General features: G+C 27.4%; 12 protein-coding genes and 1 tRNA gene. 5 read left to right on the plus strand and 8 right to left on the minus strand.

Going from position 1 to position 13,075, the window contains the following annotated elements:
- Positions 1-9 precede the first annotated feature (9 nt).
- Together BGIGA_RS01395 and BGIGA_RS01400 are read left to right on the plus strand one after the other, a co-directional pair.
- On the plus strand, positions 10-1,071 hold the full coding sequence (locus tag BGIGA_RS01395) for a diphosphomevalonate/mevalonate 3,5-bisphosphate decarboxylase family protein (protein WP_014726596.1): 1,062 nt from the start codon (positions 10-12) through the stop codon (positions 1,069-1,071).
- Between the two features lie 8 nt (positions 1,072-1,079).
- Positions 1,080-1,154: transfer RNA gene (locus tag BGIGA_RS01400), tRNA-His, on the plus strand.
- A gap of 27 nt (positions 1,155-1,181) precedes the next feature.
- Here the strand turns inward: BGIGA_RS01400 and BGIGA_RS01405 are convergent.
- Entirely contained in the window at positions 1,182-2,369 is a 1,188-nt protein-coding gene (locus BGIGA_RS01405; protein ID WP_014726597.1) for a pyridoxal phosphate-dependent aminotransferase, read from the minus strand.
- Between the two features lie 90 nt (positions 2,370-2,459).
- Here BGIGA_RS01405 and rsmG point away from each other — a divergent pair, with 90 nt between their 5' ends.
- Both rsmG and BGIGA_RS01415 read left to right on the plus strand, forming a co-directional pair.
- Positions 2,460-3,080, plus strand: coding sequence for a 16S rRNA (guanine(527)-N(7))-methyltransferase RsmG (gene rsmG / locus BGIGA_RS01410; RefSeq protein WP_014726598.1), 621 nt, complete (start codon positions 2,460-2,462; stop codon positions 3,078-3,080).
- A gap of 13 nt (positions 3,081-3,093) precedes the next feature.
- Complete coding sequence (locus BGIGA_RS01415) at positions 3,094-4,059, plus strand: amidohydrolase family protein (RefSeq protein WP_014726599.1); 966 nt, start codon at positions 3,094-3,096, stop codon at positions 4,057-4,059.
- 1 nt (position 4,060) lies between these two features.
- On the opposite strand, the gene lysS is transcribed toward BGIGA_RS01415, so the two are convergent.
- Positions 4,061-5,566 carry a lysine--tRNA ligase gene (gene lysS, locus BGIGA_RS01420; protein ID WP_014726600.1) on the minus strand — a complete coding sequence of 502 codons (1,506 nt, stop codon included), beginning with the start codon at positions 5,564-5,566 and terminating at the stop codon, positions 4,061-4,063.
- A gap of 96 nt (positions 5,567-5,662) precedes the next feature.
- On the opposite strand from lysS, the gene lipB reads away from it, so the two are divergent.
- On the plus strand, positions 5,663-6,382 hold the full coding sequence (gene lipB, locus BGIGA_RS01425) for a lipoyl(octanoyl) transferase LipB (protein ID WP_014726601.1): 720 nt from the start codon (positions 5,663-5,665) through the stop codon (positions 6,380-6,382).
- Here lipB and mtaB read toward each other — a convergent pair.
- From mtaB to metK, 6 genes are all read right to left on the minus strand, one after another.
- Entirely contained in the window at positions 6,379-7,701 is a 1,323-nt protein-coding gene (mtaB, locus tag BGIGA_RS01430) for a tRNA (N(6)-L-threonylcarbamoyladenosine(37)-C(2))-methylthiotransferase MtaB (RefSeq protein WP_014726602.1), read from the minus strand. The two genes, lipB and mtaB, sit on opposite strands and share 4 nt — an antisense overlap.
- 32 nt (positions 7,702-7,733) lie before the next feature.
- The gene (locus BGIGA_RS01435; RefSeq protein WP_014726603.1) at positions 7,734-8,360 is read right to left on the minus strand and encodes a peroxiredoxin; all 627 of its coding nucleotides are present in this window, start codon (positions 8,358-8,360) and stop codon (positions 7,734-7,736) included.
- Positions 8,361-8,427: 67 nt separating this feature from the next.
- Positions 8,428-10,266, minus strand: a complete 1,839-nt coding sequence (gene dnaG, locus BGIGA_RS01440; protein ID WP_014726604.1) for a DNA primase — start codon at positions 10,264-10,266, stop codon at positions 8,428-8,430.
- A 16-nt stretch (positions 10,267-10,282) separates the two neighbouring features.
- The gene (gene rpe / locus BGIGA_RS01445) at positions 10,283-10,936 is read right to left on the minus strand and encodes a ribulose-phosphate 3-epimerase (protein ID WP_014726605.1); all 654 of its coding nucleotides are present in this window, start codon (positions 10,934-10,936) and stop codon (positions 10,283-10,285) included.
- Between the two features lie 38 nt (positions 10,937-10,974).
- Positions 10,975-11,775: an enoyl-ACP reductase gene (locus tag BGIGA_RS01450; RefSeq protein ID WP_014726606.1), complete on the minus strand. Its 801-nt coding sequence runs from the start codon at positions 11,773-11,775 to the stop codon at positions 10,975-10,977.
- Positions 11,776-11,792: 17 nt separating this feature from the next.
- Positions 11,793-13,058 carry a methionine adenosyltransferase gene (metK, locus tag BGIGA_RS01455; protein WP_014726607.1) on the minus strand — a complete coding sequence of 422 codons (1,266 nt, stop codon included), beginning with the start codon at positions 13,056-13,058 and terminating at the stop codon, positions 11,793-11,795.
- Positions 13,059-13,075: the final 17 nt, after the last annotated feature.

The raw sequence follows: 13,075 nt of genomic DNA on the forward strand, positions 1-13,075 counted from the left end.
AATTGAATTATGAAAACTAATTGTTTTTTTTATAGGAAAAAAAAATATTATATACCCCCTAATGGAGTCGTCACGAGGAAAAGTTATTCCAATATTGCTTTAATTAAATACTGGGGAAAACAGAATAATAAAATTCAAATACCATTGAATTCATCTATTAGTTATTCTTTAGGAGAAGTATACACGGTGACTCGATTAATTTATAAAGAAAAAAAAAAAAGTAATTTACCTATAAGAATATTTTTTTCAGGAAAAGAAAAAACTAGTTTTCTTCCAAAAATTTTAGAATTTTTTCATAGAATTTCACTATATTGTTCCTATTTGCGAAATTATAATTTCACTATAGAAACCTATAATACTTTTCCACACAGTAGTGGAATCGCTTCTTCTGCTTCTTCCATGAGTTCTTTAGCATTATGTATTATGGAAATAGAAAAAAAATTAGTTTCTTCTTTAAAAGAAGATTTTTTTTTAAAAAAAGCTTCTTTTTTAGCCAGATTAGGCTCTGGAAGTGCTTGCAGATCTATTTATCCTGGACTTGTTGTTTGGGGATGTCATCAATCTATAAAAAGAAGCAATAATCTTTATGCTATACCATATCCATATGATGTACATTCCATTTTTACAAAAATAGAAGATACTATTTTAATTGTAGATGATGAGCCTAAAAAAATATTGAGTTCAAAAGGGCATCAATTAATGAATAATCATCCTTATGCTAGAGATAGATTAAAATGTGCTAATAAAAATATGAATAAACTTATATCTATATTAAAAATAGGAGATTTCCAAGAATTTGGAGAATTAATAGAACATGAAGCTTTGACTCTTCATGCCATGATCATGACCTCTCGTCCCTATTTTTTATGGATGAAACCAAATACTCTGAACGTGATTCATACGGTATGGGATTTTAGAAAACAGAGTAAGAAAAATATCTATTTTACATTAGATGCAGGAGCCAATGTTCATCTTTTATATCCTATTCAAGAAAAAACATTCATTATAAAATGGATATATAGTGATTTATTTGCTTATTCTAAAAAAATTATAGAAAGTTTTTGTTTATAATTATATTGGTGGACGTAGCTCAGTTGGTTTAGAGCATCAGATTGTGGTTCTGAGGGTCGCCGGTTCGAATCCGGTCGTCCACCCAAAATTAATTACAATAATTTAATTAATTAACTTAATCCCTTTTTAATTCTTGTAAAAGCTTCTATGATTTTATCGTCTGATGATGCGTAAGAAATTCGTAAACATTGATGATCACCAAAAGCACTTCCACTAACGGTAGCTACTTTAGTTTTTTCAAGTAAAAATTCAGAAAATTCATCTGAATTTTGAATTATTTTTCCATGTAACTTTTTTCCAAAAAAATATGAAACTTTTGGAAAAATATAAAAAGCTCCATTTGGTTTATAAAATTGAAATCCATCAATTTCTTTGATCATATCCAAAACTATATTTCTTCTTTTCTCAAATTCTTTGATCATATATTCTATTTTATTGGGATGAGCTTCTAATGCAGTAATAGCAGCTATCTGTGCAATAGAATTGGCACAAGACGTCATTTGACCTTGTATTTTATCACAAGATTGAGCAATCCATTTTGGAGCTCCAATATATCCAATTCTCCAACCTGTCATTGAAAAAGCCTTCGATAATCCATTAACTGTGATAACTTGATGATAAATATCAGGAAATATAGCAATACTAGTATGTTTTTCTGAGTAACAAATATGTTCATAAATTTCATCAGAAATAATCATGATTTCGGGATGTTTTTTTAAAACTTCCGATAAATCTTTTAATTCTTTATAAGAATATACGCTTCCTGTAGGATTACAAGGAGTACTGAAAAGAAATAATTTTGTTTTAGATGTAATCGCTTTTTCTAATTGTTCTGGATGAATCTTAAAATCATTCTTCATTATTGTTGGAATTATAACTGGATAAGATTCACAAAACTTTACCATTTGTAAATAACTAACCCAATAAGGCGCAGGAATAATAACTTCATCATCTTTATTCAACAAAGATAAAAGAACATTCATTATAGCTTGTTTTGCTCCGGTAGAAACTACAATTTGAGAAGGTGAATATTTTAAACGATTATCACGATAGAATTTTTTGCATATTGTTTTTTTAAGTTCTAAGTATCCAGATACGGGTGTATAATAATGATATCCTTCATCTATAGCTTTTTTTGCAGAGGATAAAACAAAATTAGGAGGAAGAAAATCTGGTTCCCCCAAACTTAAGTTTATAATGTCATAACCTTTATTTTTTAATTCTCTGGCTTTCGATGACATAGCTATGGTTTGTGAATAAGATATATTCTGTAAACGATGGGATAATCTATTTTTCATATCATAAATATATTAATTATTTGAAATGATATTACAAATCTAAATAAATTTGGGTACTAAGCTAAGTTTAGTGATTCAAATAATTAAAATATGAAATTAATTGAAAAATATTTTCCAAATCTATTGGATCAACAAATCTATAGATTGTCTTCTTTAAAAAATTTATATATGTATTGGAATGCATATGTAAATCTAGTCTCTAGAAAAACATTTCATGATTTTTATCAACAACATGTTCTTTTTTGTTTAGGAATAGCTAAAGTATTTTATTTTTATCCTGGATCATGTGTTTTGGATTTAGGAACAGGAGGAGGATTCCCTGGAATTCCTTTATCTATAATTTTTCCTCATACAAAATTTATATTAGTAGATTCTATTAGAAAAAAAATTAAAATTATAGAAAAAATTATAGATAATCTTCATTTAAAAAATGTGTATCCTATTTGGATACGTGCAGAAAAATTAGAAAATAAATTTGATTTTGTGGTAACTAGAGCTGTAAATAAAATAGATATTATCCATAATTGGATAAAAGATAAATTTAAATATAAATCCAATTATAAAATTATAAATGGAACTTTCTACCTGAAAGGAGGAAATCTTTATGATGAATTAAAAAAATTTCCTCATGCCATAGAATATCCTTTAAATCATTATTTTGAAGAACCATTTTTTATAACTAAAAAAGTTGTTTGGATTTCTAATATTTAAATAGAATAGAAAAATGAATCCTAAAAAAATTTTTGTAGAAAAAGTAAAACAAAAAGGTGGATGGGTGAATGCTCATGCTCATTTAGATAGAGCTTATACTCTCACAAAAAAAAATTTTAAATATTCTTATTCTCCCCTTCAAAAAAAATGGTATCTGATTGATGAAATGAAACGTTTAGCTACAGAAGAAGATATTTATATTCGTATGGAAAAAGCTTTAGAATATTTTTTAATGCAAGGGACACAAGCTTTATGTTCTTTTATCGATGTAGATGAAATTATAGAAGACAGAGCCTTGAAAGCCGCTAAAAAGTTAAAAAATAATTATGGAAATTCTATTCATATTTGTTTTGCAAATCAAGTTCTTAAAGGCGTATTGAATCAAAAATCAAAATATTGGTTCGATAAATCAATAGAATTTGTGGACATTATTGGAGGATTACCTGCAATAGATTTTGGAAAAGAAGATGACCATTTAGATATCTTATTACAAACAGCTAAAAAAAAAGGAAAAATGGTGCATGTCCATGTAGATCAATTTAATACTAGCGGAGAAAAAGAAACTGAAAAATTAGCAAAAAAAACGATTGAATATGAAATGCAAGGAAAGGTAGTAGCGATACATAGTATTTCTTTAGCTGCACATGCTAGAGATTATCGTTATAAAATATACCAATTAATGAAAAAAGCGGATTTAATGGTAATATCTTGTCCCATTGCTTGGATTGATCATACCAGAAGTGAACGTTTAACTCCTAGCCATAATTCTATCACTCCAGTGGATGAAATGGTTCCTGAAGGAATTATAGTAGCTTTTGGAACAGATAATATTTGTGACATATATAAACCTTTTTCTGATGGAAATCTATGGATAGAGCTACGAGTTATGTTGGAAGCTTGTCATTATTATGATATAGATCATTTGGTGAAAATTGCGACAATAAATGGATTAAAAGTATTAGGATTGGTAGATAAGTAACTTATTTTTTCACTATTTTTTCGGGACGCATTTGTGGAAAAAGTAAAACTTCTTGAATCGATTTTTTTTGAGTAAGTAACATAACTAAACGATCTATTCCAATTCCAATACCTGCAGTAGGAGGCATACCAAATTCTAAAGCACGTATAAAATCTTGATCTATAAATAGAGATTCGTCTTTTATGTTCTCTCTTTCAGAGAATTTCATCTGTTCTCGTAAACGATCAAGTTGATCGATAGGATCATTAAGTTCTGAATAAGCATTAGCAATTTCTTGTCCATTTATAATGAGTTCAAAACGTTCTGATAAATTTTCTTTATCACGATGTCTTTTAGTTAAAGGACTCATTTCAACAGGATAATCAATAATAAAAGTAGGATTTATGTAATTTTTTTCGCATTTTTCTTCAAAAATGTTCTCAATCAGTTTAGCTTTACTCATTTTTATATTTTCTTCTATATGCAATTTTTTACAAACTTTTCTTAACTCTTCTTTTCCCATTTCTTTAAGATCAAATCCGGTATATTTTTTAATAGAATCCAATATGGAAATCCTAGGAAAAGGAGTTTGAAAACTAATAAGATTATTTTCTTTTTTTGTAAATTCGTTCCAGATACATTTCATAAACTTTTCTGTAAAATTCATCATCCAGTAATAATCTTTATAAGCGACATAAAGTTCTAATACAGTAAATTCTGGATTATGAAGACGATCCATTCCCTCATTTCTAAAATTTCTAGAGAATTCATATACACCGTGAAATCCACCAATAATCAATCTTTTTAAATAAAGTTCATTAGCTATACGTAAATACAATGGAATTCCTAGTGTATTATGATACGTTTCAAAAGGACGAGCTATAGCTCCTCCAGGGATAGATTGTAAAATAGGAGTATCTACTTCTAGATATCCTTTATCATCCAAAAAATTTCTTATTTTTTGGATGATACGAGTTCGTTTCAAAAAAATTTCTTTTACATGATCATTGACAATAAGATCAACATAACGCATACGATAACGTTGTTCCGTATTAGAAAAAGCATCATATATTTTTTTATTTTTATCCATTTTTACTTGTGGTAAGGGTCGTATAGATTTGGATAGTAAAGTCAATTGATGAACATGTATGGTCATTTCATCCATTTTTGTCTTAAATAAAATTCCTTTTATTCCAATAATATCTCCTGTGTCTATAAGTTTTTTTAAAAAAATATTGTAAGCATCTTCTTTTTTTATTTGATCCGAAAATAAATGATTATGAGTCAAATATATTTGCATACAACCCGTATGATCTTTAATCTCTCCAAAAGAGGCTTTTCCTAAAATTCGCAAACGCATTAACCGTCCAGCTATACTTATAGTTTCTTTTTCCGTGAAATTTTTTTGTATATTATAAATGGTAGTAGTTACTACATATTCTTCTGCTGGATAAGGGTTTATTCCCAACATTTTCAGTTGATCTAGTTTTTTTCTTCGGATAATCTGTTGTTCTGATAAATAGGTCATAGACTGATTTGTGTATATGTCTACTATATGAAACGAATGAATTGAACAAAACGAAGGTACATTTGTTTTTTTTATTATATAAATTTTTCAAAAACTATGAAAAAAAAAATACTTTTTTTTGAAGATCTAGGAAAAAAAGAATATCAAGAAACTTGGAAATATCAGAAAAAATTATTTGATGACATCATACAAAAAAAAGTCAATAATATACCGGATAAAAAAGCAGGATATCTTCTCTTTGTAGAGCACCCTCATGTATATACTATAGGTAAAAATGGTAAAAAAGATAAACATTTGTTGGTTTCGTCAGATTTTTTAAAAAAAATCGATGTTTCTTTTCATCAAACAGATAGAGGGGGTGATATCACTTACCATGGACCTGGACAGTTGATCGGATACCCTATTTTAAATATGGATTATTTTTTTATGGATATTCATAAATACCTTCGTCTTTTAGAAGAAGTGATGATCCATTTTTTATGGAAAAATTATGCAATAAAGGGAGAAAGAAAAAAAGGAAAAACAGGGGTTTGGTTTAGGGTAAAAAACGGAAAATCCAGAAAAATATGTTCAATAGGAATCAGAATGAGTAGATGGGTTACTATGCATGGATTTGCTTTAAATGTAAATACAGATTTACAGTATTTTAATTATATTATTCCTTGTGGAATTTATAATCAAGAAGTGACTTCTTTAAAAAAAGAATTGAAAAAGAATGATATTTCTTTTCAAAAAGTTAAAAGTATGGTAAAAAAATCTTTTCAAGAAATTTTTAATGTAGAATTCATCAACGTACCGAAAAAATTGAATTTTTAATTTATTGGTTCGGCGATCATAATTCCATCTTTGTCTACTTTTGTGATTAATACATCTTGTAATGTATTTTCATATGTAGTATAAGAGTTGTATAAATTTAATGGCATCTTAATTCGAATATAATTTTCTGTATATCCATACAAATATTTTTTATTGTGATTATTCTTTTCGAATAAGACGGTTTTTTTAGTAAAAATTTGCTTTTTACAAAAAAAACGATATTTTTTGTTTGAAAGGATTCTCAAAATTTTATTCCGTTTCCATTGTATTTTTTTAGATACATTTTCCTGCATAGCACTGGATTTTGTATTTGGTCTCGCAGAATAGGTAAATATATGTAAAGATGAAATTTCTAATTTTTTCAAAAAATGATAAGTTTCCAAAAAATGTTTATGTGTTTCTCCAGGATACCCAACAATAATATCTGAACCGATATAAGCATCTGGCATTAAACATCGAATTTTTTTTACTTTTTCTTGATAAAGTTCTCGTATGTAACGTCTATGCATTTTTCCCAAAATATCATTGCTTCCAGACTGTAAAGGGATATGAAAATGTGGGACAAAATGTTTGCTTTTAGACAAAAATTCAATACATTCATTTTTAAGTAAATTCGGCTCTATAGAGGATAAACGGATTCTTCCTTTTTCTTGTATTTGATCTATAGCTTGTATTAAATCAAAAAATGTGTATAACCGTCGATTTTCTCCGTATATATTTTTTCCATAGTCTCCTATATTAACACCTGTTAACACGATTTCTTTGACTCCTTGATTAAAAAGAAATCTAATATTTTTCAATATATTTTCTATACTCTCAGAACGAGACTCCCCTCTCAACATAGGAATAATGCAATAACTGCATTTATAATCACATCCATCCTGTATTTTTAAAAAAGAACGAGTTCTATCTCCAATGGAAAACGATGAATAATAAGTTCTTTTCGAAAGAAAATTTGCATAATATTTATTTTCTTTATCTCTATTAAGATAATCTATGATTTTAAATTTTTCTTCATTTCCTAGAACGATATCTACTCCAATAATAGAAGACACTTCTTTAGGATTCAGTTGAGCATAACATCCTATTGCTACAATAATAGCTTCTGAATTTTTATTCATAGCAGAACGTACAATATGCTTCAATTCCATTTCTGCATTTTTTGTTACAGAACAACTATTGATCACATAAATATCTGCATAACTCTTGAAAGAAACATGTTGATAATATAAGTTAGAAAATTTTCTTGCTATAGTAGAGGTCTCTGCGTAATTGAGTTTACACCCCATGGTATAAAATGCTACTTTTTTTTTCAACATTCTGTCCGTAGAATACAATTCTCTTTAATTAATTAAGATGAAAAATAATCTTCAATCCCACTATGACTGGCTTTTATAGCTTTTTTTCCTTTTTTCCAATTTGCTGGACATACTTCTCCACTTTTTTCATAATATTGAAGAGCATCTATCATACGAATAGCTTCATGTACATTTCGACCTAAAGGAAAATCATTAATTAAAAGATGTCTTATGATTCCTTCTTTATCTATTAAAAATAATCCTCTATAAGCAATAAGTTCTCCAGTCGCTTTCAATCCTTCATTATTACAAATCCAATTTCCAGATAATACTCCATAATTATGAGATATGGTCTTATTTATGTCAGAAACAATAGGATAAGTGATCCCATGAATTCCCCCTTTTTCTTTTGGTATCTGTAACCAAGCCCAATGAGATTGTTCTGTATCCGTAGATACAGCAATAATTTGTACATTTCTCATTTCAAAATCCTGAATTTTTTCTTGAAATGCATATATTTCTGTAGGACAAACAAAAGTAAAATCTTTAGGATAAAAAAAAAGTAAAACATATTTACTTCCTTTAAATTGTTCTAAAGTAAAATTTGGTACAATATTTTTTCCATTTAATACCGCACTAGCCGTAAAATTAGGCGCTTTTTTTGAAATCAATGTATTCATTTTTTCGTATTTATATGCACGAATTTACCAAAACTTAAAAAAAGAAAAAAATAATTAAAAAAAAGAATTATACATATCTATGTAACTTTTTATGAAGTTTATTTTTTATATTTGTTAAATGCATAATTTTTTTTATAAAAACTTTTCTATCTTCATCTTTTGCAAGATAATTCTGATAATGTATGATTTCTTTTTGAATCAATTTAGAAATATATAAAGATTTATATCTCAATAAAATATCAATCATATATTGATTCATGTGATCCTCTTTAGAGGAAACTTGTATTCCTTTTTTATCCCATTTGGATAATGAATAAAATTTTGTATTTTTTTTATAAAAAAATTTTGATAAATTCGTTTTTTTCTTTTGTAAACAAATTTGATCAAATATTTCTTGGTTCTTATTCAAAGAAAAACGTAAATTCCAGCATTTAAAAACGTGTAATACTTCTTCTAAAACCGTTGTGTTGTATTTTTCTTTTTTTATGATTTGATTTCCATGATTTAAAATCAATTGAATTAATTCATCTTCAAGAACAAGAATAGTGTTTGTTTTTTTTGAAAAAAACGTTATGTTTTCCTTAACGAAACTAAGTTTATGCACATTCTTTTCGCTTATTCTTTTCAGTTCTGAAATCAGAATTTTTTGACGAATATTCAGTATTTTTGAAGCTTCTTGCAGATATAATTCTTTTTGAATAACATTGGATATTTTTGAAATACTATTCAAAATATTTTTTACTAAAAATGATTTTTTTATGGGATCATGTTTATGAAACTTTTCATATATTTTTTGTTTAAAGGAAACAAAATTATAACTATTTTTTGCTAAAAAATCTCTGAGTTGAGAAAAAGAATATTTTTTGGATATAAAATCTGGATCTTCTCCATTATAAATAAATAATATGCGTAAATTCATTTCTTGTTCTAGCATCATATTAATTCCTCTTAAAGAGGCTTTAATTCCAGAACGATCTCCATCATAAAAAAGAACAATATTTTTTGTAAATTTTTTTATTAATAAAATTTGATCCACAGTAAGTGAAATGCCAGAAGAAGATACTACATTTTTTATCCTAGATTGATATAAAGAAATAACATCTGTATATCCTTCCACTAAATAACAAAAATTTTCTTTTAAAATGTTTTTTTTAGCTTGAAACAAGCCATATAAAATTTTACTTTTTTGAAAAATATTACTTTCTGATGAATTTATATATTTAGTGGAATATCTATAATCAATATTTCGACCTCCAAAACCTATAACTTTTCCTGATAAATTATGGATTGGAAACATCACACGTTGACGGAAACAATCAAAAAAATGATTGTATTTATTGAGAACTGTTAACCCAGATTTTTTTATATTACGTATTGTAAATCCTTGTTTTAATGCTGTTTTTGTAAGTATATTCCAAGAAATTGGAGCATATCCTAATTCGAATTTTTTAATTATTTTTATGTCAAAACCCCTTTTTTGAATTAAATAATTCAATCCATTTTCCTGTCCTTCTTTGGTAGAATGTAATTGATTCATAAAAAAACGTTTTGCATAATCTTGTATCAAGTATAATTGATCATATTCTTCTTCTTTATATTTACTACGTTTATGATCGTTATTATCTATCTTAATATTATATTTCTTGGCAAGAAAACGTAATGATTCTTCATAAGTAAAATGTTCATGTTCCATAAGAAAAGTGATGATATTCCCTCCTTTTCCAGAACTAAAATCTTTCCATATTTTTTTCGTAGGAGAAACTATAAGAGAAGGTGTTTTTTCATGAGAAAAAGGACTTAGTCCTCTATAATTTAAACCACTTTTTTTTAATTCTACAAAATTTCCAATAACATCTTCTATGCAAGAAACAGAAAGTATTTTTTTTATAGTTTCTTTATAAATCATAACATAATATCATTGTTTAATTTCCGAATTTCATTCTATGAATAATTTTTTTTGGGTTAGAATCAGAAAAAATAGTAGTGCCTGCCACTAATATATCTGCTCCATTTTTGAATAATAAAGAAGAATTTTCTAAATTAATTCCTCCATCTACTTCTATAAGAGCAGGAGAATCTTTTTTTAAGATTAAATCTTTAGTATCTTCTAATTTTTTATATGTTTGATAAATGAATTTTTGTCCACTATAACCAGGATTTACACTCATCAATAAAACAAAATCTATATCTTTAATAATATCTTGTAAAAGAAAAATTGGAGTATGTGGATTCACAGCGACACCCACCTTCATTCCATTTTTTTTAATATAATAAATGGTTCTGTTTAAATGAATGCAAGCTTCATAATGAATATGTAAATGATCGGCTCCACAAGCTTTTAACTGTTCTATATAGCGTTCTGGTTGCAATATCATTAAATGTACATCTATAGGTTTATGAGCGTATTTTTTAACATATTTAGTAAACAAAAATCCAAAAGAAATATTAGAAACAAAAGAAGAATCCATTATATCAATATGAAACCAATCTGCTTCACTTTTATTCAGCATTTCTATATCACGATATAAAAAAGCTAAATTTGCTGAAAGTAAAGATGGAGATATAATTTTTTTCATATTTAAGAGTTCATTCAGATTTAGAGGTTTTTTTTTGATTATGAAATCATAGCTTCACTAATTCCAGTATGAGAAAAACCTCCATCATGATATAAATTTTGCATAGTTACTTTTCTTGTTAAATCTGAAAAAAGTGTAATTATATAATTAGCACAATCTTGTGTAGAAGCGTTTCCTAACGGAGATATTTTTTCAGATAATATGAAAAGTTTATTAAACCCTTTAATGCCTTTTGCTGATCGTGTGATACTAGGAGATTGTGATACCGTATTCACCCTTACCTTTTCTTTGATTCCCCAATGATATCCAAAATTACGTGTAATACTTTCTAAATATGATTTATAATCTGACATATCTCCATAATGTGGAAAACTTCGTTGAGAAGCTATATATGTTATAGCTACAATAGAACCCCATTTATTCATCGCTTTTTTATTCCAAGCAGTTTGCATAATTTTATGATAAGAGACAGCAGATATTTCCCATCCTTTTCTTAAAAAATCATAATTTAAAGAGGGATAAGTTAAATCTTTTCGTATATTCATAGACATAGCTATAGAATGCAATATAAAATCTATTTTTCCTCCAAAATGATCCAATGTTTTTTCAAATAAAATATTTAGATCTGGGATGGAAGTAGCATCTGCTGGAATCACCATAGATTTTGTTTTATTAGATAATTCATAAATTTTACCTATTCTTAAAGAAGCTGGCGTATTGGTTAATACGAAAGATGCTTTTTCTTCATAAGCGCGTTCTGCAACCTTCCAAGCAATAGAATTCTCATCCAAGGCTCCAAATATAATTCCTTTTTTTCCTTTCAATAGATTGTAAGACATAGTTAAAAAATATTTCACTAATAAAAATACCTATTTTTTGAAATATTAAATATTTCCTTTATAACGGATAAATAGTCTAACTTTTCCCATGTGAAAAGTTCTACTTCTTGTTTTTTTTGATTCCCTTCTGTATCCAAAAAAGATTTATTCACTTTTTTTGGAATTTTTCCCATATGTCCATACACAGATGTTTCTTCATACATTGGGTTCCGCAATTTTAATCTTTTTTCTATAGCATAAGGACGTAAATCAAAAATTTTATTTATATTCGACACAATGTTTTCATTATCTATTTTTGATTTACCATAAGTATTTACAAAAATTCCTATGGGTTCTGCAATGCCTGCCGCGTAAGATATTTGAATCTGTAATTCATCTGAAATTCCTGCTGCCACTAAGTTCTTAGCTATATGTCGAGCCGCATAAGATCCAGATCTATCCATCTTAGATGGATCTTTTCCAGAAAAAGCTCCTCCTCCATGAGATCCTCTTCCTCCATAAGTATCTACTATAATCTTTCTTCCGGTAAGACCCGTATCACCATGAGGTCCTCCCGTGACAAATTTTCCTGTTGAATTGATGTAATATTTTGTTTGATCCGTAAATAATTTTTTTACATTCTTTATATTATTCATTACTCTTGGTATGAGAATATTTTTAACATCATCAACTATCCGTTGATGCATTCTTTCTTTTGTATCAAATTCATCATGTTGAGTTGAAATGACAATAGCGTGAATATGAACTGGAACATTAGCATCAGAATATTCTAAAGTTACTTGAGATTTTGCATCTGGACGTAAATAAGTCATTTTTTTTCCTTCATTTCTAAGATATGAAAGTTCCTTTAATATATGATGTGATATCTCTAATGACAAAGGCATATAATTTTCTGTTTCTTTCACAGCATAACCAAAAACAATACATTGATCCCCAGACCCTTGTTCTTCTTTTTTTGATCGTTGAATCCCTTCTAATAAATCCAAAGATTGTTCTTGAATAGAAGAAAGAACACCACAAGAATCTGCATTGAATCTATATTCATTTTTAGTATACCCTATTTTCCTAAGAGTGTCACGAGCTATTTTTTTAACATTAACCCAGGTATTAGAATTGACTTCTCCAGCTAATATAATTTGTCCCGTGGTGACTAGAGTTTCTATAGCTACTTTTGCATCTGGGTCACACGCTAAAAAATGATCTAATATAGAATCAGATATTTGATCTGAAATTTTGTCAGGATGACCTTCTGAAACAGATTCACTGGTGAATAAATAAGCCATTTTTAGGACTAAAAATT

This window comes from Blattabacterium sp. (Blaberus giganteus), assembly GCF_000262715.1.
GTDB lineage: Bacteria > Bacteroidota > Bacteroidia > Flavobacteriales > Blattabacteriaceae > Blattabacterium.

Bases quoted from the DNA above. Each gene is read 5' to 3' on its own strand.
- rsmG (WP_014726598.1), top strand. From the start codon at position 2,460: ATGAAATTAATTGAAAAATATTTTCCAAATCTATTGGATCAACAAATC.
- dnaG (WP_014726604.1), bottom strand. From the start codon at position 10,266: ATGATTTATAAAGAAACTATAAAAAAAATACTTTCTGTTTCTTGCATA.
- BGIGA_RS01450 (WP_014726606.1), bottom strand. From the start codon at position 11,775: ATGTCTTACAATCTATTGAAAGGAAAAAAAGGAATTATATTTGGAGCC.
- lysS (WP_014726600.1), bottom strand. From the start codon at position 5,566: ATGACCTATTTATCAGAACAACAGATTATCCGAAGAAAAAAACTAGAT.
- lipB (WP_014726601.1), top strand. From the start codon at position 5,663: ATGAAAAAAAAAATACTTTTTTTTGAAGATCTAGGAAAAAAAGAATAT.
- BGIGA_RS01415 (WP_014726599.1), top strand. From the start codon at position 3,094: ATGAATCCTAAAAAAATTTTTGTAGAAAAAGTAAAACAAAAAGGTGGA.
- mtaB (WP_014726602.1), bottom strand. From the start codon at position 7,701: ATGTTGAAAAAAAAAGTAGCATTTTATACCATGGGGTGTAAACTCAAT.
- BGIGA_RS01435 (WP_014726603.1), bottom strand. From the start codon at position 8,360: ATGAATACATTGATTTCAAAAAAAGCGCCTAATTTTACGGCTAGTGCG.
- metK (WP_014726607.1), bottom strand. From the start codon at position 13,058: ATGGCTTATTTATTCACCAGTGAATCTGTTTCAGAAGGTCATCCTGAC.
- rpe (WP_014726605.1), bottom strand. From the start codon at position 10,936: ATGAAAAAAATTATATCTCCATCTTTACTTTCAGCAAATTTAGCTTTT.
- BGIGA_RS01395 (WP_014726596.1), top strand. From the start codon at position 10: ATGAAAACTAATTGTTTTTTTTATAGGAAAAAAAAATATTATATACCC.
- BGIGA_RS01405 (WP_014726597.1), bottom strand. From the start codon at position 2,369: ATGAAAAATAGATTATCCCATCGTTTACAGAATATATCTTATTCACAA.